General features: G+C 69.9%; 16 protein-coding genes and 1 pseudogene. 14 read left to right on the forward strand and 3 right to left on the reverse strand.

The genetic code is table 11. From position 1 onward, the window contains the following. Positions 1-3: 3 nt before the first annotated feature. Both PBV52_RS40910 and PBV52_RS40915 read right to left on the reverse strand, forming a co-directional pair. Entirely contained in the window at positions 4-1,950 is a 1,947-nt protein-coding gene (locus tag PBV52_RS40910) for a molybdopterin oxidoreductase family protein (RefSeq protein WP_274245885.1), read from the reverse strand. After that, a complete protein-coding gene (locus tag PBV52_RS40915; protein ID WP_274245886.1) occupies positions 1,947-2,918 on the reverse strand; it encodes a 2-dehydropantoate 2-reductase in 972 nt (323 codons plus the stop codon). Before PBV52_RS40915 ends, PBV52_RS40910 begins: the two co-directional genes overlap by 4 nt. Positions 2,919-3,152: 234 nt before the next feature. On the opposite strand from PBV52_RS40915, the gene PBV52_RS40920 reads away from it, so the two are divergent. The 6 genes from PBV52_RS40920 (at position 3,153) to PBV52_RS40945 (ending at position 7,650) form a co-directional block, all read left to right on the forward strand. Continuing rightward, on the forward strand, positions 3,153-4,484 hold the full coding sequence (locus tag PBV52_RS40920; protein WP_274245888.1) for an OFA family MFS transporter: 1,332 nt from the start codon (positions 3,153-3,155) through the stop codon (positions 4,482-4,484). Further along, positions 4,459-4,587, forward strand: coding sequence for a hypothetical protein (locus PBV52_RS40925; protein WP_274245889.1), 129 nt, complete (start codon positions 4,459-4,461; stop codon positions 4,585-4,587). The genes PBV52_RS40920 and PBV52_RS40925 overlap by 26 nt, the downstream gene beginning before the upstream one ends. 148 nt (positions 4,588-4,735) lie before the next feature. Beyond that, positions 4,736-5,257, forward strand: a complete 522-nt coding sequence (locus PBV52_RS40930) for a DUF6232 family protein (RefSeq protein WP_274245891.1) — start codon at positions 4,736-4,738, stop codon at positions 5,255-5,257. Between the two features lie 2 nt (positions 5,258-5,259). Beyond that, a complete protein-coding gene (locus PBV52_RS40935) occupies positions 5,260-5,607 on the forward strand; it encodes a hypothetical protein (protein ID WP_274245893.1) in 348 nt (115 codons plus the stop codon). 221 nt (positions 5,608-5,828) lie between these two features. After that, entirely contained in the window at positions 5,829-6,767 is a 939-nt protein-coding gene (locus PBV52_RS40940) for a beta-ketoacyl-ACP synthase III (protein ID WP_062700747.1), read from the forward strand. A 205-nt stretch (positions 6,768-6,972) separates the two neighbouring features. Beyond that, a complete protein-coding gene (locus PBV52_RS40945; protein ID WP_274245896.1) occupies positions 6,973-7,650 on the forward strand; it encodes a GntR family transcriptional regulator in 678 nt (225 codons plus the stop codon). A gap of 234 nt (positions 7,651-7,884) precedes the next feature. Here the strand turns inward: PBV52_RS40945 and PBV52_RS40950 are convergent. After that, positions 7,885-8,145, reverse strand: a pseudogene (locus PBV52_RS40950) (SDR family oxidoreductase); the annotation flags it as partial. 426 nt (positions 8,146-8,571) lie between these two features. On the opposite strand from PBV52_RS40950, the gene PBV52_RS40955 reads away from it, so the two are divergent. The 8 genes from PBV52_RS40955 (at position 8,572) to PBV52_RS40990 (ending at position 19,926) form a co-directional block, all read left to right on the forward strand. Continuing rightward, complete coding sequence (locus PBV52_RS40955) at positions 8,572-9,753, forward strand: ROK family transcriptional regulator (protein WP_274249876.1); 1,182 nt, start codon at positions 8,572-8,574, stop codon at positions 9,751-9,753. Positions 9,754-9,926: 173 nt separating this feature from the next. Further along, positions 9,927-11,447 carry a sugar ABC transporter ATP-binding protein gene (locus PBV52_RS40960; protein WP_274245898.1) on the forward strand — a complete coding sequence of 507 codons (1,521 nt, stop codon included), beginning with the start codon at positions 9,927-9,929 and terminating at the stop codon, positions 11,445-11,447. Further along, positions 11,444-12,463: an ABC transporter permease gene (locus tag PBV52_RS40965; protein WP_274245900.1), complete on the forward strand. Its 1,020-nt coding sequence runs from the start codon at positions 11,444-11,446 to the stop codon at positions 12,461-12,463. Before PBV52_RS40960 ends, PBV52_RS40965 begins: the two co-directional genes overlap by 4 nt. Before the next feature lie 49 nt (positions 12,464-12,512). Next, the gene (locus tag PBV52_RS40970) at positions 12,513-13,562 is read left to right on the forward strand and encodes a substrate-binding domain-containing protein (protein ID WP_274245902.1); all 1,050 of its coding nucleotides are present in this window, start codon (positions 12,513-12,515) and stop codon (positions 13,560-13,562) included. An 82-nt stretch (positions 13,563-13,644) separates the two neighbouring features. Further along, positions 13,645-14,883 carry a Gfo/Idh/MocA family protein gene (locus tag PBV52_RS40975; RefSeq protein WP_274245904.1) on the forward strand — a complete coding sequence of 413 codons (1,239 nt, stop codon included), beginning with the start codon at positions 13,645-13,647 and terminating at the stop codon, positions 14,881-14,883. Between the two features lie 15 nt (positions 14,884-14,898). Further along, the gene (locus PBV52_RS40980) at positions 14,899-15,897 is read left to right on the forward strand and encodes a sugar phosphate isomerase/epimerase (protein ID WP_274245906.1); all 999 of its coding nucleotides are present in this window, start codon (positions 14,899-14,901) and stop codon (positions 15,895-15,897) included. Between the two features lie 105 nt (positions 15,898-16,002). Further along, positions 16,003-18,522, forward strand: a complete 2,520-nt coding sequence (locus PBV52_RS40985) for a PQQ-dependent sugar dehydrogenase (protein ID WP_274245907.1) — start codon at positions 16,003-16,005, stop codon at positions 18,520-18,522. 15 nt (positions 18,523-18,537) lie between these two features. Continuing rightward, entirely contained in the window at positions 18,538-19,926 is a 1,389-nt protein-coding gene (locus tag PBV52_RS40990) for a ThuA domain-containing protein (RefSeq protein ID WP_274245909.1), read from the forward strand. Positions 19,927-20,016 lie beyond the last annotated feature (90 nt).

Genomic DNA, 20,016 nt, shown 5'->3' on the forward strand with positions numbered 1-20,016 from the left:
ACGTCACCTCACGATGGTCGCGACGGGGAGCTTCTCGATCCGGATCGCCGACGCCTTGAACTCCGCCGTCCCCGCGATCGGGCAGTTCGCCTCGATCGTCAGCTGGTTGGTGTCCACCTCGTCGGGAAAGTGCATGGTCATGAAGGCCAGCCCGGGCCGCAGTGCGGTGTCGACCCACACCGGCGCGACGACCGACCCGCGCCGCGAGGTCACCTGGACCTCCTCGCCGACCACGACCCCGTACCGCTCGGCGTCCTCCGGGCACAGCTCGACGTACTCGCCGCGGCGCAGCGGGGAGGCGAAACTCCCGCTCTGCACACCGGTGTTGTAGGAGTCGAGCCGCCGTCCGGTGGTGAGCCGGATCGGGTACTCCTCGTCGGTGAGGTCGACCGGCGGATCGTGCTGGACGATCCCGAAGGGCGCCGGCATGCCGCGCCTGGCCGGGTCCTTCTCCCACAACCGGCCGTGCAGGTAGGTCGGTTCGAGCTCGTCGGTGGTCGGGCACGGCCACTGGATGCCCTGGTGCTCCTCCAGGCGTTCGTACGTCATCCCGTAGTGGTCCGGCGAGACGGACCTGAGCTCGTTCCACACGGCCTCGGCGTCGGCGTACTTCCACTCGTGGCCGAGCCGGGCCGCCAGCTCGCAGATGATGTCGATGTCCTCGCGCGCCTCGCCCGGCGGGGTGACGGCCCGCCGTACCCGCTGAACTCGCCGCTCGCTGTTGGTCGTTGTGCCGTCGGTCTCCGCCCACCCGGCGGTCGCGGGGAGGACGACGTCGGCCAGCTCGGCTGTCTTCGTCAGGAAGATGTCCTGGACGACGAGGAAGTCCAGCTGCCGCATGCGCCGTACGGCCTGCTCGCTGTCGGCCTCCGACTGCGCCGGGTTCTCGCCGATGCAGTAGACGGCCTTGAGTGAGCCCTCCTCCATCGCCTCGAACATCTCGGTGAGGTTGAGCCCGTAGTGCGGCTGGATGACGGTGTCCCAGGCCGACTCGAACTTCAGGCGGGAGTCGGGGTCGAGGATGTCCTGGAAGCCGGGGAGGCGGTTGGGGATGGCGCCCATGTCGCCGCCGCCCTGCACGTTGTTCTGGCCGCGCAGGGGTTGCAGGCCCGAGCCGTAGCGGCCCACATGCCCCGTCAGCAGGGACAGGTTGATCAGCGCCCGGACGTTGTCGGTGCCGTTGTGGTGCTCGGTGATGCCGAGGGTCCAGCACAGCTGGGCGCGCTCGGCGCGGGCGTAGGCGTGCGCCAACTCCCTTATGGCGGCAGCCGGTACGCCCGTCACCTTCTCGGCGAGGGACAGCGTCCACGGCTCGACCAGGGCCTTGTACTCCTCGAAGCCGCTCGTCGCCCGCTCGATGAACGCCTCGTTCGCGAGGCCCGCGTGGATGATCTCGCGGCCGATCGCGTGCGCCATCGGGATGTCCGTGCCGACGTTCAGCCCGAGCCAGCTCTCCGCCCACTCGGCGGTGGAGGTGCGGCGCGGGTCGACGGCGTACATCCGGGCGCCGTTCCTGATGCCCTTCAGCACGTGCTGGAAGAAGATCGGGTGCGCGAAGCGGGCGTTGGAGCCCCACATCACGATGACGTCGGTGTGTTCGATCTCCCCGTAGGAGGAGGTGCCCCCGCCCGAGCCGAAGGCCGCCGACAGGCCCGCCACGCTCGGCGCATGGCAGGTGCGGTTGCAGGAGTCGACGTTGTTGGTGCCCATCACGACGCGGGCGAACTTCTGGGCGACGTAGTTCATCTCGTTGGTCGCGCGGGCGCAGGAGAACATGCCGAACGCGCCGCGGGCCGCCGCCAGGCCCTGGGCGGCACGGTCCAGCGCCTCCTCCCAGCTCGCCTGCCGGAAGGGCTCGTCGCGTGAGTCCCGGACGAGGGGATGGGTGAGCCGGGTGTAGGTCTTCGGGGTGCGGTCGCGTTTCCTCGTGCGGCGTTCGTCAGAGTTCATGCGGCGCTCCTCAGCGCGAGCAGGTCCGAGATGGCGTGCACGGTGCGCAGGGTGGGCACCGACACGCCGGTGATCTCCGCCAACTCGACGACGGCCGCGAGGAGTACGTCGAGTTCGAGCGGCTTGCCGCGCTCCAGGTCCTGGAGCGTGGAGGTGCGGTGGTCGCCGACCCGCTCCGCGCCCGCGAGCCGGCGCTCGATGGAGACACCGACCTCGCAGCCGAGGGCCTCGGCGACCGAGAGCGTCTCGGTCATCATGATCTCGATGACCTTGCGGGTGCCGCCGTGCAGGCACATCTGCCGCATGGTGGCGCGGGCCAGCGCGCTGATCGGGTTGAAGGAGATGTTGCCGAGCAGTTTGAGCCAGATGTCGTTGCGCAGGTCGGGCTCCACCGGGCACTTGAGGCCGCCGGCCACCATGGCCTCGCTGAGCGCGAGACAGCGCCTGGACACGCTGCGGTCGGGCTCGCCGATGGAGAACCGGGTGCCTTCCAAGTGCCGTACGACACCTGGCCCTTCGAGTTCCGTCGCCGCGTATACGACACAGCCGACGGCCCGTTCGGGCGCGAGCACCGCACTGACCGCGCCGTCCGGGTCCACACTCTCGACGCGGTGGCCGTCGTGGGGGCCGCCGTGCCGGTGGAAGTACCACCAGGGGATGCCGTTCTGGGCCGCGACGACCGCCGTGGTGTCGTGCAGAAGGGGCTCGATGAGCGGCCCGCACGCCGCGTACGAGTTGGCCTTCAGGCCCAGAAAGACGTAGTCGACCGGGCCGATGTCGGCCGGGTCGTCGGTCGCGTGGGCGCGGGCGGTGAAGTCGCCGCGCGGACTGAGCACCCGCACCCCGTGCTGCCTCATGGCCGCCAGATGCGGTCCACGGGCGATGAGGTGCACGTCGGCGCCCGCGCGATGGAGCGCGGCTCCGACGTAGGCGCCGATGGCACCGGCGCCGAGGACTGCAACTTTCACTTCGGAACGCTCCGTTCGGTCGAGGGAGTACCGCGGAGGTGGCTGTCAAGCGCCGACTGGCTGGGAAGTTGCTACCGAATCCTGTCGACGGAATATTGTCTACAGTATGGATAGGGGGTCAGCAAGGGTTCGCGCACGGCGTTCGACCGTTCGTCGCGCCCGGCATACCGTTCATCGCATACGGTCGACGCGCCGCCTTCTCAACTCCGCTGCTCCTCCCTACCGTTCGGGATCATGAGTCCCCCTGTCGCTCCCCCGGGATGGAGCCGCTGGCTGGTTCCGCCCGCCGCTCTGTCGGTCCATCTGTCCATCGGCCAGGCCTACGCCTGGAGCGTGTTCAAGCCGCCGCTCGAGTCCGCGCTCGGCCTCAGCGGCACACAGAGCGCGCTGCCGTTCCAACTCGGCATCGTCATGCTCGGTCTGTCGGCCGCGTTCGGCGGCACGCTGGTGGAGCGCAACGGGCCGCGCTGGGCGATGACCGTCGCCCTGATCTGCTTCTCGTCCGGCTTCCTGCTCTCCGCGCTCGGCGCGGCCACCGAGCAGTACTGGCTGATCGTTTTCGGCTACGGCTTCGTCGGCGGGATCGGCCTCGGCATCGGCTACATCTCGCCGGTCTCGACATTGATCAAGTGGTTCCCTGACCGGCCCGGCATGGCCACCGGCATCGCCATCATGGGCTTCGGCGGCGGCGCGCTCATCGCCTCGCCCTGGTCGACGCAGATGCTGGACTCGTTCGGCCGTGACAGCTCCGGGATCGCGCTGGCGTTCCTGGTGCACGGGCTGTCGTACGCCGTCTTCATGCTGCTCGGCGTGCTGCTGGTCCGGGTGCCGCGCACCGAGAAGCCGGTCGGCGACGGGCCCAGCGTCTTCGACGGACCGCAGGTGTCCGCCCGCAACGCCGTGCGCACGCCGCAGTTCTGGTGTCTGTGGGTCGTGCTCTGCATGAACGTGACCGCGGGCATCGGCATCCTGGAGAAGGCCGCGCCGATGATCACGGACTTCTTCGCGAACACCTCCACACCGGTGTCGGTGTCGGCCGCCGCCGGCTTCGTCGCCCTGCTGTCCGCCGCCAACATGGCGGGCCGGATCGGCTGGTCGTCGACCTCCGACCTGATCGGACGCAAGAACATCTACCGTCTGTACCTGGGCGTGGGCGCCCTCATGTACGGGCTGATCGCGCTGGCCGGCGACTCGTCGAAGCCGCTGTTCATCCTGTGCGCGCTGGTGATCCTGTCCTTCTACGGCGGCGGCTTCGCGACGATCCCCGCGTATCTGAAGGACCTCTTCGGGACCTACCAGGTGGGTGCCATCCACGGGCGGCTGCTCACCGCCTGGTCCACGGCCGGCGTCCTCGGGCCGCTGATCGTCAACTGGATCGCCGACCGGCAGGAGGAGGCCGGCAAGGACGGCTCGTCCCTGTACACGATGTCCCTGTTCATCATGATCGGCCTGCTCGCCGTCGGCTTCGTCGCCAACGAACTCGTCCGGCCTGTCCACCCCCGCCACCACATCCCCACCCCGGAGTCGAAGGAGGCCCCAGATGTCCAGCGACAGCAGCCCGCCTAGCCGACGGGGGCTCATCGCCTTCGCCTGGGTGTGGGTGGGAGTACCGCTCGCCTACGGGCTGTACGAACTCGTACAGAAGGCGACGCAGTTGTTCACCGGATGAGGAACTGATGTCGGACACATGAGGACGGTGGGCCGCGTGGTGCAGAAGTCGGCGTTCCCGAAAACGTGAATCCTGTTGTCGGGGCGGGCTTCCGGGAGGATCCTGGTTCGCGCGCGGCACCAGCCGCGGCGAAATCGGGGGAATCGCAGTGGCATTCAAAAGAGAAGTCATCAGTGTCCGCGTCAGCCGCCGTATTCTGTGGATCGGCGCGGAGGCATATCCGCTGAACAACATCGCGCGGGCACAGGTCATCAAGATCGTGCCCGCGCGTGCCGCCGCTGTGGGGCGTTTCCTTTCGCAGGCTGTGCTCTGCGTGGTCATCTGGGTGGCGGCCAGGGCCCTGTCGGGGGAGGAGCAGGCCCTTTCGGACGCGGGCCCGGGCTTTTTGACCATCGCGACCGTCGTCGTCCTCGGCGTCCTCGTCATCGCCACCGCGAAACTCTTCAGTGTTCTGCTGAGGCGCAACTATTTCGCGCTGGTGATCGAAACGGCGGGGACTCCGCGTACCGCGCTGGTGAGTGCCGACCCTAATCTCGTGGACCAGCTCGTCGTCAACATCATGGACGCGATCGACAATCCGCAGGCCGCTTTCAGTATGCAGGTCGAGAACTTCCATCTCGGCGACAAGATTCAGCAATTCGGCGACCGGAATGTGGGGAAGGTGGCCTGAATATGAACGGGGAAGGCGGCGCGATGAGCGGCGGCATTCACTTCGGCGACGAGGTCACCCAGTTCGGTGACCACAATGTCGGCATGATCAAGAACCAGGCTCCGGTGGACCCCCGCACCGCACTGCGCGAGATGGTCACCGCCGTGCGGGTTCTCCGGGGTGAGCTGTCGCCCGCCGATCTGCAGGTCGTCGACGAGTCGCTGGGCGCCATCGGAGACGGTGAGAGCGTCGACCGCGGAACGCTGCGCCGTGCTCTCGGCGCCATCGCGGGAGTCGCCGCCATGGTCGGTCAGGTCGGCGTCCCCGTGCTTGACGCGGTGCGTCGCGCGACGGCGGCCCTCGGCATGTGACAGCGTGCGTCCTCGGTGGTGCCGCACACGGTGAGGCGGCCTTCCGCACGGCGACGGCCCGACTGCCGGGACGGATGGTCCGACTGCTATGACGTGCTACGGCCTGAGGGAAGTCAACAACCCCGGGGTCCCAATCCTGTGCCATTGCCTGCACCGCTACTCGTGAGTCACTGATCAGACTGGTGAATCCCGCTACCCAAGGCAACGAGGGGGATCCACCCATGAACGGCTCGCGCATCGCCGCTGTCGGCCACTACCAGCCCGCCAAGGTGCTCACCAACGAGGACCTGGCCGGCATGGTGGCCACCAGTGACGAGTGGATCACGAGCCGGGTGGGCATCCGTACGCGCCACATCGCCGGGCCCGACGAGCCGGTCGACGAACTGGCCGCACACGCCGCCGCCAAGGCTCTCGCGGCGGCGGGCCTCGCGCCCGGCGACATCGACCTGGTCCTGGTCGCCACCTCCACCGCCATCGACCGCTCCCCGAACATGGCCGCCCGGGTCGCGGCCCGGCTCGGCATCCCGTCGCCCGCCGCGATGGACATCAACGTCGTCTGCGCGGGCTTCACCCATGCCCTGGCCACCGCCGACCACGCCGTCCGCGCGGGCGCCGCGGCCCGGGCCCTGGTGATCGGCGCCGACAAGATGTCCGACGTGACCGACTGGAGCGACCGTACGACCTGTGTGCTGGTCGGGGACGGGGCCGGCGCGGCCGTCGTGGAGGCTTCCCAGGAGGCCGCCATCGGGCCCGTGTTGTGGGGTTCGGTGCCCGAGATGGGGCACGCGGTGCGCATCGAGGGACAGCCCGCGCGGTTCGCGCAGGAGGGGCAGAGCGTCTACCGCTGGGCGACGACTCAGCTGCCGGCCATCGCCCGCAGGGCCTGCGAGCGGGCGGGCCTCGCGCCCGAGGACCTCGCCGGAGTCGTCCTGCACCAGGCCAACCTGCGCATCATCGAGCCCCTCGCGCTCAAGCTCGGCGCCGTCAACGCCGTGGTCGCGCGCGATGTCTCGGAGTCCGGGAACACCTCGGCGGCGAGCATTCCGCTGGCGCTCTCCAAGCTCGTGGAACAGGGGCGGATCTCGTCCGGGGACCCGGTACTGCTCTTCGGGTTCGGGGGGAACCTGTCGTACGCGGGACAGGTCGTCCGCTGCCCCTGACCGTGTGGCGTCCTCCCTCTGGCGTCGGCGTCCCTCTGGTGTCCCTCTTTGGTCCGTGTGACGCCCGTGTGACGAGACCAACTCCCCGGTCCCCTGGCCTTTGTGCGCCGTAGACTGTAGACGAAAGACAATCGATACTGGCTTTCCAGTGACGGCCGGCTACCGGAGGCAGTCGCCGTCCGGTGTTCGCCCAGGAGGGGGACCGATGTTGTCGACAGGACTGCCGCAGGGTGCGGTGCCCAAGCTCGAACGGCCCGGCCCGCTGCGCGACCGCGTCTACGAGGCGCTGCTCGAACTCATCACCACCCGCGCCCTCCAGCCGGGCCAGCACCTCGTCGAGAGCGAACTGGCAGGCCACCTCGGTGTGTCCCGGCAGCCGGTGCGTGAGGCGCTGCAGCGGCTGAACACCGAGGGCTGGGTCGATCTGCGGCCCGCGCAGGGCGCGTTCGTGCACGAGCCGACGGAGGAGGAGGCCGACCAGCTGCTCACCGTCCGCACGCTCCTGGAGGCCGAGGCCGCCCGGCTCGCCGCCGCCCACGCCGACAGTGCCGGCATCGCGGTCCTGGAGTCGCTGTGCGCGGAGGGCGAGAAGGCCGTCGCCGCCGACGACGTGGACGCGGCGGTCGCCCTCAACGCCCGCTTCCACGCGAAGATCATGGAACTCGCGGGCAACGCGGTCCTCGCCGAGCTCGCCGCACAGGTCGACCGGCGCGTCCGCTGGTACTACACCCCCGTCGCCCGCCAGCGCGGGCAGCAGTCCTGGACCGAGCACCGCGGCATGATCGCCGCGATCACCGAGCGGGACGAGCAGCGGGCCACGGAGCTGATGCGCGAGCACACGGAGCACACGCGGCGGTCGTACCACGCACGGCAGCGGTCGTAGTCCCGAGAGGTTCCGTCCCGTCGAGGATCCCGTCGACGAAGAAGCGGAAGAGCGCGTCGACGTACGGGGTCGGGAAGTGGGCGCCCATCGCCTCGCGTGCTCGCGTGCCTCGTCGTCCGTGAGGCCGACGGTGCGCAGTTCGCGGCCGAGCACCTCGCCGAGGGGCCCCGCCGAGCGCAGGGCGCGGGCGGCCACCTGGGCGATGTCGTACGGGGAGATGTCCGCCGTGCGCACGCCGGGGCACGGTACGCGCACCTCGTCGCCCTTGCGGATCTGCTCCGCCAGCGCCGGCGCGTTGGGTATGAAGCTCACTGGCCGCACGAAGGTCCACGACAGCCCGGACGCGCGCACCTCCGACTCGGCCGCCCGCAGGTAGCGCGTGACCGCGTTGTCGTCGTCGATCTCGGCCGACTTTCCGGACAGGAGCACGACGTGGGCCACGCCAAACGCCCGCGCGTCGGCCAGGATCCGGCTCTGTCCTTCGTAGCCGGGCATCAGGAACGGCGACCGTACGCCGTCGAGCACGTCCCGCACGGTCTCGGGCCGGGGCTGGGGCCGGTGGCGTCAGGGCGTCGCGGGGCCGGGGCCGGTGGCGCCAGGGCGCCGCGGAGGTCGGGGGCCCTGCGACGCCAGGCACCGCAGGGCTGGGAGCCCGACTGCACCAGGACTCCGCAGAGCTGGCTGCCTGACTGCACCAGGCACCGCAGGGTTTGAGACCCGGTGATACCAAGACGTGGCGAGGTGCGGGGCGGATCGGGCCGTGGCTTTGTCCTGTGAGTGGAGAAAGTTGAGGGCAATCTCTGCGCAACTTCTTCCCACTCCCGGCAGCCGCTGCTACGTTCCCCTCGAAAGCAGGCCACGCAAGTGGCCGAAACCCGGCGCGTGCAGGCCGATCGAGGCGGGGAGGGGCTCGTGAGACGCATGACGGCGCGACCCGCGAACGCCCATCAGGCCCGGCTGCTCAAGCTGTTGCGCGACGGAGGCCCCAACTCCCGGGCCCAGCTGGGCGATCAGATCGACCTCTCGCGGTCCAAGCTGGCCGTGGAGGTGGACCGTCTGCTGGAGACGGGCCTGGTCGTGGCCGACGGACTCGCCGCCTCGCGCGGTGGCCGCCGCTCCCACAACGTCCGGCTCAACCCCGGGCTGCGCTTCCTCGGCGTCGACATCGGCGCGACCTCGGTCGACGTCGCCGTCACCAACGCCGAACTGGAGATCCTGGGCCACCTCAACCAGCCCATGGACGTCCGCGAGGGCCCGGTCGCGGTCTTCGAGCAAGTCCTGTCCATGGCAGCGAAGTTGAGGGCCTCGGGGCTCGCGGAGGGGTACGACGGCGCCGGCATCGGCGTCCCCGGACCGGTCCGCTTCCCCGAGGGTGTCCCGGTGGCTCCGCCGATCATGCCGGGCTGGGACGGCTTCCCGGTACGGGAGGCGCTCAGCCAGGAACTCGGCTGCCCGGTCATGGTCGACAACGACGTGAACCTCATGGCGATGGGGGAGCAGCACGCGGGCGTCGCACGCTCCGTGGGCGACTTCCTCTGCGTCAAGATCGGCACCGGCATCGGCTGCGGCATCGTCGCGGGCGGTGACGTCCACCGCGGTGTCACGGGCAGCGCGGGCGACATCGGGCACATCCAGGCCGTGCCCGACGGACGCCCCTGCGCCTGCGGCAACCGGGGCTGCCTGGAGGCCCACTTCAGCGGGGCGGCCCTCGCCCGGGACGCCGTGGAGGCGGCCCAGCAGGGACTCTCCGTCGAACTGGCCACCCGGCTGGAGGCGAACGGCACCCTGACCGCAGTCGATGTCGCGGCTGCGGCCGCCGCGGGTGACGCCACCGCCCTCGACCTGATCCGCGAGGGCGGCAACCGCGTCGGCCAGGTCATCGCCGGACTCGTCAGCTTCTTCAACCCCGGCCTGGTGGTGATCGGCGGCGGGGTGACCGGCCTCGGCCACACCCTGCTCGCCGCGATCCGCACCCAGGTCTACCGCCAGTCACTGCCGCTGGCGACGGGCAACCTGCCCATCGTTCTGGGGGAGTTGGGCCCCACCGCCGGAGTCATCGGCGCGGCCCGGCTCATCAGCGACCACCTGTTCTCACCCGCGTAAGCCACTTGCTCGACACGGCTCACCCGCACGACCCGCTGCGCTGCCCTGCTCCACCCTGAATTGCTCGGCTCCGCCAACTTTGCTCTTTCTTGCCCTGTCCTATCCTGCCCTGCTTTGCCTTGCCTTGCTTTGCCCTGCCCTGAACCGGCCCGCACGCCCGCCAAGGGGACCTCATGGCATCAGAACCACCGCTGCTCAGCATGTCCGGCATCACCAAGTCGTTCCCCGGAGTCCGCGCCCTCGACGGCGTCGACCTCGACGTCCAGGCCGGTGAAGTGCACTGCCTGCTCGGCCAGAACGGCGCCGGCAAGTCCACCCTCATCAAGGTCCTGGCCGGCGCCCACCAGCCCGACACCGGCACGATCCACTGGCGCGGCGAGGCGGTCACCCTCCGCTCGCCCATCGCCGCCATGCGCCTCGGCATCGCCACCATCTACCAGGAACTCGACCTGGTGGAGCACCTGTCGGTGGCCGAGAACGTCCACCTCGGCCATGAACCCACGGCCGCCGGCTTCGTCGTACGCGGAAAGGTCGCGCGGGCGTCAACAGCGCAGCTCCTCAAGCGACTCGGTCATCCGGAGATCGACCCGGCGCGCCTGGTCGGGGAGTTGTCGGCGGCGCAGCAGCAGATCGTGTCCATGGCGCGGGCGCTCTCCCACGACGTACGGCTGATCGTGATGGACGAGCCGTCCGCCGCCCTCGACCCGGACGAGGTCGACAACCTCTTCCGTATCGTCGGCGACCTCACCGCCGACGGTGTCGGCGTGGTCTACATCTCGCACCGGCTGGAGGAGATCCGCCGGATCGGCGACCGGGTGACCGTGCTGAAGGACGGGCGGGCGGTGGCGGGCGGGCTGCCGGCGAAGACGACGCCGACGCGCGAGGTCGTGGCGCTGATGACCGGACGCAACGTCGAGTACGTCTTCCCCGAGCGGCCGACCAGGGACGTGACGGCCGACAAACCGCTGCTGGAGGTGCGGGGACTTGCCAGGGACGGCGAGTTCGAGGCCCTCGACCTGAGCGTGCGGCCCGGTGAGATCGTCGGGCTCGCCGGACTGGTGGGCTCGGGGCGCTCGGAGATCCTGGAGACGATCTACGGGGCCAGGAAGCCCAGCGCCGGTCAAGTCCGCGTGGACGGGCGGGCGTTGAGGCCCGGGAGTGTGCGGGCCGCCGTGCGTGCCGGACTCGGGCTCGCGCCCGAGGAGCGCAAGGCGCAGGCGCTGCTGATGCTGGAGTCCGTCACCCGCAACGTCTCCGTCTCCTCCATGTCCCGCTTCTCACGCGGCGGCTGGATCGACCGGGCCGCCGAACTGGGGGCCGCGCGGGCCGCGACCCGCGAGCTGTCGCTGCGGCCCGACAACCCGAACGTGCCGGTCCGCACCCTCTCCGGGGGCAACCAGCAAAAGGCCGTCCTGGCCCGCTGGCTGCTGCGCGGCTGCCGCGTCCTGCTGCTCGACGAACCCACCCGCGGCGTCGACGTCGGCGCCCGCGCCGAACTGTACGCAGTCGTACGCCGGCTGGCCGACGAAGGCCTCGCCGTCCTGCTCGTCTCCAGCGAAGTGCCCGAAGTGCTGGGCCTCGCCGACCGCGTCCTGGTGCTGCGCGAGGGCCGTGTCGTTCACACGGCGCCCGCACGCGAACTCGACGAACACCGTGTACTCGACCTCGTCATGGAAGGAAGCCCGGCGTCATGACGCAGCACGCCTCCCCGCCCCGGGACAGCACCGGCAAGGTGCAGTCGGCCGGCGCACCGCCCGCCTGGCGGGGCCTGATGGCCCGCGCCGACGTGCGCACCCTCTCCCTGCTCGGCGTCCTCGCCGTACTGATCATCATCGGCGGCATCACCAAGCCGGACGAGTTCCTGGACACCCGCAACCTCCAACTCGTCCTCACCCAGGCGTCCGTGATCGGCGTCGTCACCGTCGGCATGACCTTCGTCATCACCTCCGGCGGCATCGACCTGTCGGTCGGCGCGATCGTCGCGCTCTCCTCGGTGTGGGCGACGACGGTGGCGACCCAGGAGTACGGCTTCGGCGGCATCCTGTTCACCGCGGTGCTCGTCGGCCTCGGATGCGGCCTGGTCAACGGACTGCTGATCGCGTACGGCGGCATGGTCCCCTTCATCGCCACGCTCGCCATGCTGGCCTCCGCGCGCGGAATGGCGCTGCAGATCACCGACGGCAAGACGCAGATCGTCACGGTGACCTCCGTGCTGGACCTCGGCGAGCGCGACGCGTATGTGCTCGGCATACCGCCGCTGGTCATGGTGTTCGCGGTCGTGACGATCATCGGCTGGCTGATCCTGAACCGCACGACCTTCGGGCGCCGCACGGTCGCCGTCGGCGGCAACGCGGAGGCGGCCCGCCTCGCCGGCATCGACGTCCGCCGCCAGCGGCTCTACCTCTACCTGCTGTCCGGACTGTGCTGCGGCGTCGCCGCCTTCCTGCTGATCGTCCTGGCCGGATCCGGCCAGAACACCAACGGCAACCTCTATGAACTCGACGCCATCGCGGCCGCGATCATCGGCGGCACGCTGCTCAGCGGGGGCCGCGGCACCATCACCGGCTCCGTGCTCGGTGTCCTGATCTTCACCACGATCACCAACATCTTCGCCCTGAACAACCTGCAGAGCGACGTCCAGCAGATCGCCAAGGGCGCGATCATCGTCGCCGCCGTGCTGGTCCAGCGCCGTACCGCAAGCACGACCTGAGGGTCGTACCGCTCTCTCTCAGCACGACCTGAGGAAAGGGTTCACCGCCATGCAGCATTTCCAGAGCCGATTCACCAGTCGCAGAGGGCTGCTCTTCGGATCCGCCGCCATAGGAGCGGGCGCCCTCCTCGTGGGTTGCACGAGCAACGAGTCCGACGACGAGCCGGCCGCGAACGACCAGCCGGCCGCCGACGACAAGCCCGGCAAGCAGGTCACCATCGGCTTCGCCGGACCGCAGGCCGACCACGGCTGGCTCAACGCCATCAACGACAACGCCAAGAGCCGCGCGAAGAAGTACTCCGACGTCACCCTGGAGATCACCGAGGGGTCGAACGACACCGCCGCGCAGATCGGCCAGATCGAGACGCTGATCAACAAGAAGGTCGACGTGCTGGTGGTGCTGCCCGCCGACGGCAAGGCGCTCACCCAGGTCGGCCTGAAGGCGATGCGGGCCGGGATCCCGGTGATCAACCTCGACCGGGTCTTCAACACCCCGCAGGCCTACCGGTGCTGGATCGGCGGCGACAACTACGGGATGGGCCTCAACGCCGGCCACTACATCGGCGAGAAGCTCAAGGGGAAGTCGAACGCCAAGGTCATCGAGCTGGCCGGCCTGGACAACCTGGAGCTGACCAAGCAGCGCACCCAGGGCTTCGACGACGCCCTGAAGAACTACCCCAACATCAAGAAGGTGGCCCGTCAGGCGGCCGAGTTCACGGTCGAGTCCGGACAGGCCAAGATGGCCCAACTCCTGCAGGCCCAGTCGAACTTCGACGCCCTGTGGAACCACGACGACGACCAGGGCGTGGGCGCCCTGCGCGCCATCGAGCAGGCCGGGCGCGACGACTTCCTGATGGTCGGCGGCGCGGGCGCACTCTCCGCCTTCCAGGAGATCAAGCAGGACGACGGCGTCCTCAAGGCGACCGTCCTGTACCCGCCGACCATGGCCGCGTCCGCCATCGACCTGGCCCGTGCGCTGGGCCAGGGCAAGGGCATCGGCGGCATGGCCGAGTTCGAGATCCCGGCCTCGATCACGCTCTACTCGGCGGTCGTCGACAAGACCAACGTCGACCAGTACATGTCCACCGGCTTCAAGTGAGGCGTCCCGCCCCATGAGCCGACCCGGTCATGGGGCAGGGCTCCACCCCCCACCGCGCCACGACGACGAGGAGGACATCCGCATGGGACAGCCGCAGCAGTCAGAAGGGGCAGAGGCGGCCGAGAAGCCGGTAGACGTCGGGACGGACAGGCCACCCCTACGGGTGGGCATGGTCGGCTACGCCTTCATGGGTGCCGCCCACTCCCAGGGCTGGCGCACCGCGGGCCGTGTCTTCGATCTGCCGCTCAGCCCGGTTCTGGCCGCGATCTGCGGACGGGACGCGACCGCCGTGCGCGCGGCGGCCGATCGGCACGGCTGGGAGACGGCCGAGACCGACTGGCGTGCCCTGATCGAGCGGGACGACATCGACCTCGTCGACATCTGCACCCCGGGCGACAGCCACGCCGAGATCGCGCTCGCCGCGCTGGCCGCCGGCAAGCACGTCCTGTGCGAGAAGCCTCTCGCGAACAGCGTGGAGGAGGCCGAGGTCATGGCGACGGCGGCCGAAGCCGCCTACGAGCGCGGTCAGTTGGCGATGGTCGGGTTCAACTACCGCCGGGTGCCCGCCACCGCGCTGGCTCGCAGCATGGTCGCCGAGGGCCGCCTCGGCAACCTGCGCCACGTACGGGTGACGTACCTTCAGGACTGGCTGGTGGACCCGCAGTTCCCGCTTACCTGGCGGCTGCGCAAGGAGCTGGCCGGCTCGGGCGCGCTCGGCGACCTCGGCGCGCACATCATCGACCTCGCGCAGTATCTGGCGGGCGAGCAGCTGACCGGGGTGTCCGCCCTCACGGAGACCTTCGTGAAGGAACGCCCGCTGCCCGGCGGGGCCGTGAAGGGGCTGTCCGCCGTCTCGGCCGAGGGCGCCACCGGCCAGGTCACCGTCGACGACGCCGCCCTGTTCACCGGCCGCTTCCCCTCCGGCGCCCTCGCCTCCTTCGAGGCCACCCGCTACGCCACCGGCCGCAAGAACGCCCTGCGCATCGAACTCAACGGTGAACGCGGCTCGTTGGCCTTCGACCTGGAGCGCCTCAACGAACTCGCCTACCACGACGGCACGGAACCCGGAGCCCACGCCGGCTTCCGCCGCATCCTCGTCACCGAACCCGACCACCCCTACCTGGACGCGTGGTGGCCGCCGGGCCACGGCCTCGGCTACGAGCACACCTTCGTCCACCAGGCCCGCGACCTGGTCCACGCCATCTCCGAGGGCCGCCGGCCCGAACCCTCCTTCGCCGACGGGCTGCAGGTGCAGCGCGTACTGGCGGCGGTGGAGGAGAGCGCCGAGAAGAACTCCGTCTACACGCCCATAGCGGTCTGAGGAGGCCCGACGAGAATGCCGCGCACATTCACGCTCTTCACCGGCCAGTGGGCCGACCTGCCGCTGGAGGAGGTCTGCCGGCTCGCCCGCGACTTCGGCTACGACGGACTCGAACTCGCCTGCTGGGGCGACCACTTCGAGGTCGACAAGGCCCTCGCGGACCCGACGTACATCGACTCCAGGAAGGCCCTGCTCGACAAGTACGGCCTCAAGTGCTGGGCCATCTCCAACCACCTGGTCGGCCAGGCCGTCTGCGACGCCATCATCGACGAACGTCACCAGGCCATTCTGCCCGCCCGCATCTGGGGCGACGGCGACGCGGAAGGCGTACGGCAGCGGGCCGCCGCCGAGATGGCCGACACCGCGCGCGCCGCGGCCGCCTTCGGCGTGAACACCGTCATCGGCTTCACCGGCTCCGCGATCTGGCACCTCGTCGCCATGTTCCCGCCGGCGCCCGAGTCGATGATCGAGCGCGGCTACGAGGACTTCGCGACACGCTGGAACCCCATCCTGGACGTCTTCGACGAGGAGGGCGTGCGGTTCGCGCACGAGGTCCATCCCAGCGAGATCGCCTACGACTACTGGACGACCTGGCGTGCCCTGGAGGCGGTCGGGGGCCGCCCCGCCTTCGGCCTGAACTTCGACCCGTCGCACTTCGTGTGGCAGGACCTGGATCCGGTCGGCTTCCTGTGGGACTTCCGCGACCGCATCTACCACGTCGACTGCAAGGAGGCCCGCAAGCGCCTCGACGGCCGCAACGGCCGCCTCGGCTCCCACCTGCCCTGGGGCGACCCCCGCCGGGGCTGGGACTTCGTGTCGGCCGGGCACGGTGACGTCCCCTGGGAGGACGTCTTCCGGATGCTGCGCTCCATCGACTACCAGGGCCCCATCTCCGTGGAGTGGGAGGACGCCGGCATGGACCGGCTCCAGGGGGCCCCGGAGGCGCTGACCCGTCTCAAGGCGTACGACTTCGAGCCGCCGTCGGCCTCCTTCGACGCGGCGTTCGGCAACTGACCTGTGGTGCAGGGCTCGTCTGAGCCCTGCTTCGACTCTCCGGGGTGACGGCGCATCCCGGCGTACGCACCCGCCCGTACAACCGGCCCCTTTCTGGAGGCACTCGTGCACGGGAACGACCGCACCACCAGCACCGACAGAAACGAGACCCACAGACGACGCCCGTCCTTCCGCAAGGCGGTGGCGCTGCTGAGCGGCGCACTGCTGGCGGGCGCCACCCTCACCTTCACCGCACCCCAGGCCGGCGCAGCCGTCGCCGACGAGGGGAGGGGCGCGGCGGCTGCCCGGGCCGCCGCGGCCGAGGACTTCCAGCAGGTCACCCTCGCCAAGGGCGAGCCGGAGGTCGGCGAACCCATGTCGCTCGCCGTCCTCCCGGACCGCTCGGTGCTGCACACCTCCCGCGACGGCGAACTGCGCATCACCGACGCGGCCGGCAACACCAAGCTCGCGGGCAAGCTCGATGTGTACACGCACGACGAAGAGGGCCTGCAGGGCATCGGCGTCGACCCCGGATTCGCCGAGAACCGCTTCATCTACCTCTACTACGCACCCCCGCTCGACACACCGGCCGGTGACGCCCCCGAGACCGGAACGGCGGCCGACTTCGCTCCCTTCGACGGCGTCAACCGTCTCTCCCGCTTCGTCCTGAAGACCGACGGCACGCTGGATGCAGCCAGCGAGACGAAGATCCTCGACGTCCCGGCTTCCCGCGGCCTGTGCTGCCATGTCGGCGGTGACATCGACTTCGACGCGGCGGGCAACCTGTATCTCTCAACGGGCGACGACACCAATCCGTTCCAGTCGGACGGCTTCACCCCGATCGACGAACGGTCCAACCGCAACCCGGCCTTCGACGCCCAGCGCTCCTCCGGCAACACCAACGACCTGCGCGGCAAGCTCCTGCGCATCAAGGTGAACGCCGACGGCTCGTACTCGATCCCCGACGGCAACCTCTTCGCGCCCGGCACGGACAAGACGCGGCCCGAGATCTACGCGATGGGCTTTCGCAACCCGTTCCGCTTCAGCGTGGACAAGAAGACGGGGATCGTCTACGTCGGCGACTACGGCCCCGACGCCGGCGCCGCCGACCCGGCCCGCGGCCCGGCCGGCCAGGTCGAGTTCGCCCGCGTCACCGGCCCCGGCAACTACGGGTGGCCGTACTGCACCGGCGACAACGACGCCTACGTCGACTACGACTTCGCCACCGGCCAGTCGGGCGCGTCCTTCGACTGCGCCGCGCCGAAGAACACCTCGCCGCACAACACCGGCCTGACCGACCTTCCCCCGGCGCAGGCCGCCTGGATCCCGTACGACGGCGGATCGGTGCCCGAGTTCGGCACCGGCTCCGAGTCCCCGATGGGCGGCCCGGTCTACCACTACGACGCCTCGCTCGACTCGCCGGTGAAGTTCCCCGAGGCCTACGACGGGAACTTCTTCGCCGGGGAGTTCGGCCGCCGCTGGATCAAGCGGATCGTGAGCGACGACGCCGGGACCGTACAGTCGATCAACGACGTCCCCTGGACCGGCACCCAGATCATGGACATGGCCTTCGGCCCGGACGGTGCGCTGTACGTCCTCGACTACGGCGTCTCCTGGTTCGGCGGCGACGAGCACTCGGCCCTGTACCGCATCGAGAACGCCACCGACGGCCACTCGCCCGTGGCGCAGGCCGCGGCGAGCAAGACCTCGGGACAGGCGCCGCTGAGGGTGCAGTTCTCCTCGGAGGGCACGACCGACCAGGACGGCGACGCCGTCACGTACAGCTGGGACTTCGGCGACGGCGGCAAGTCGACGGCGGCCGACCCGTCGTACCGCTACAAGAAGAACGGCACCTACACCGCGACCCTGACCGCCAAGGACCCCTCCGGCCGCACCGGCAGCGCGAGCGTGCAGATCGTGGTCGGCAACACGGCGCCCAAGGTGACGCTGGAACTCCCGCAGGACGGGCAGCTGTTCAGCTTCGGTGACGCGATCCCGTTCAAGGTGCGGGTGAGCGACCTCGAGGACGGGACGATCGACTGCGCGAAGGTCAAGGTCACCTTCATTCTCGGCCACGACAGCCACGGACACCCGGTGACCTCGGCGAACGGCTGCACCGGCACCATCCAGACCAGCGCCGACGGCGGCCACGACGAGGACGCCAACATCTTCGGCGTCATGGACGCCGAGTACACCGACGGCGGAGGCGGCGGCCAGGCCCCGCTCACCACGCACGACCAGAACGTCGCCCAGCCCCGGCACCGCCAGGCCGAGCACTTCGGCAACGGCTCCGGCGTCTCGATCATCACCAAGGCCACCGCGCACGGCGGCAGGACCGTCGGCGACATCAACAACGGCGACTGGATCTCCTTCACGCCGTACGCCCTGAGCAACGCCAAGAAGATCACCGCCCGGATCTCCTCCGGCGGCGCGGGCGGCACGCTCGAGGTCCGTTCGGGGTCCTCGACGGGCACCCTGCTCGGCAAGGCGACCGTGCCGGTGACCGGCGGCTGGGAGACCTTCCAGGACGTCACCGCCGACCTGTCCCGCGCACCGAGGGGCACGACCACGCTCTACCTCGTCTTCAAGGGGAGCGGCTCGGGCGCCCTGTACGACGTGGACGACTTCACCTTCACCACCGGCTGAGAGGAGGTACGGAAGATGCGTCCAACCGGACGACTGACAACCGCAGTTGTGGGAGCCGCCGTACTCCTCGGCTGTGTCTCGGAACCGGCCGCTTCACAGGCCCCGCGGCCCGGTGCCGACGGCAAGCGGGTCCTGGTCTTCTCCAAGACGGCCGGCTTCCGCCACGACTCGATCCCCGACGGCGTCGCCGCGGTGAAACAGCTCGGCGAGACGAGCGGCTTCACGGTCGACGCGACGGAGGACGCCGCGGCCTTCACCGCCGGCAACCTGCGCCGCTACGCCGCGGTCGTGTTCCTGTCGACGACCGGAGACGTCCTGAACGCCGCCCAGCAGACGGCCTTCGAGGGCTACATCCGCCGTGGCGGCGGCTACGTCGGCATCCACGCGGCCGCCGACACCGAGTACGACTGGGCGTTCTACGGCGGCCTCGCCGGCGCCTACTTCCAGTCGCACCCGGCGATCCAGCCGGCGACCGTGGACGTCGAGGACCACGCCCACCCGGCGACATCGGGTCTGGCGCAGACGTGGAACCGCACGGACGAGTGGTACAACTACCGCTCGAACCCCCGGGAGAGGGCACATGTCCTCGCCTCCCTCGACGAGTCCTCGTACACCGGCGGCACCATGAACGGCGACCATCCGATCGCCTGGTGCCAGAACTACCAGGGCGGCCGCGCCTTCTACACCGGCGGCGGCCACACCAAGGAGTCCTACGCCGAGCCCTCGTTCCGTGAGCACCTGCTGGGCGGAATCCGCTGGGCCGTCGGCGACGCCGAGGCCGACTGCCGCCCGGAGAACGGCTACCGCCCGCTCTTCGACGGCACGCAGGCTTCGCTGGACGGCTGGCGCCAGGCGGGCCCGGGCTCCTTCACCCTGTCCGACGACGGCACGCTCACGTCGACCGGCGGCATGGGCATGCTCTGGTACGCCCCGTCGGGCTTCGGGTCGTACTCCCTGAAGCTCGACTGGAAGATGGCCGGCGACGACAACTCCGGTGTGTTCGTGGGCTTCCCGCCCTCGGACGACCCGTGGTCGGCCGTCAACAACGGCTACGAGATCCAGATCGACGCGACCGACACCCCCGACCGCACCACCGGGGCCGTGTACGGCTTCCAGTCCGCCGACCTCAACAAGCGCGACCGTGCGCTGAACCCGCCGGGGGAGTGGAACACGTACGAGATCCGCGTGGAGGGCGAACGCCTCCGCGTCTATCTCAACGGCGTGAAGATCAACGATTTCACCAACACCGACCCGGCCCGGAGCCTCACCGACGGACACATCGGCATCCAGAACCACGGATCCGACGACGAGGTGTCCATCCGTGACGTCCGGATCAAGGAACTGCCCGCGAAGACCGCGAAGACCGCGAAGTCCTCCGGACTCATGGCTTCGCAGGGCGACTGAGCGACGGCGGGCGGGGGACGCCGGACTCCCGCCCGCCGTCTTTTCCCCACGGGACCTCGCCAGAACCCGTGGGGGTCCACAGACGACGCG

Origin of the sequence: Streptomyces sp. T12, from assembly GCF_028736035.1 — a bacterium.
GTDB lineage: Bacteria > Actinomycetota > Actinomycetes > Streptomycetales > Streptomycetaceae > Streptomyces.

What these genes read in the sequence shown, in the direction of transcription:
- PBV52_RS40980 (WP_274245906.1), top strand. Translation starts at nt 14,899, where the DNA reads ATGCCGCGCACATTCACGCTCTTCACCGGCCAGTGGGCCGACCTGCCG.
- PBV52_RS40975 (WP_274245904.1), top strand. Translation starts at nt 13,645, where the DNA reads ATGGGACAGCCGCAGCAGTCAGAAGGGGCAGAGGCGGCCGAGAAGCCG.
- PBV52_RS40945 (WP_274245896.1), top strand. Translation starts at nt 6,973, where the DNA reads ATGTTGTCGACAGGACTGCCGCAGGGTGCGGTGCCCAAGCTCGAACGG.
- PBV52_RS40965 (WP_274245900.1), top strand. Translation starts at nt 11,444, where the DNA reads ATGACGCAGCACGCCTCCCCGCCCCGGGACAGCACCGGCAAGGTGCAG.
- PBV52_RS40955 (WP_274249876.1), top strand. Translation starts at nt 8,572, where the DNA reads ATGACGGCGCGACCCGCGAACGCCCATCAGGCCCGGCTGCTCAAGCTG.
- PBV52_RS40910 (WP_274245885.1), bottom strand. Translation starts at nt 1,950, where the DNA reads ATGAACTCTGACGAACGCCGCACGAGGAAACGCGACCGCACCCCGAAG.
- PBV52_RS40935 (WP_274245893.1), top strand. Translation starts at nt 5,260, where the DNA reads ATGAACGGGGAAGGCGGCGCGATGAGCGGCGGCATTCACTTCGGCGAC.
- PBV52_RS40960 (WP_274245898.1), top strand. Translation starts at nt 9,927, where the DNA reads ATGGCATCAGAACCACCGCTGCTCAGCATGTCCGGCATCACCAAGTCG.
- PBV52_RS40970 (WP_274245902.1), top strand. Translation starts at nt 12,513, where the DNA reads ATGCAGCATTTCCAGAGCCGATTCACCAGTCGCAGAGGGCTGCTCTTC.
- PBV52_RS40925 (WP_274245889.1), top strand. Translation starts at nt 4,459, where the DNA reads ATGTCCAGCGACAGCAGCCCGCCTAGCCGACGGGGGCTCATCGCCTTC.
- PBV52_RS40940 (WP_062700747.1), top strand. Translation starts at nt 5,829, where the DNA reads ATGAACGGCTCGCGCATCGCCGCTGTCGGCCACTACCAGCCCGCCAAG.
- PBV52_RS40920 (WP_274245888.1), top strand. Translation starts at nt 3,153, where the DNA reads ATGAGTCCCCCTGTCGCTCCCCCGGGATGGAGCCGCTGGCTGGTTCCG.
- PBV52_RS40990 (WP_274245909.1), top strand. Translation starts at nt 18,538, where the DNA reads ATGCGTCCAACCGGACGACTGACAACCGCAGTTGTGGGAGCCGCCGTA.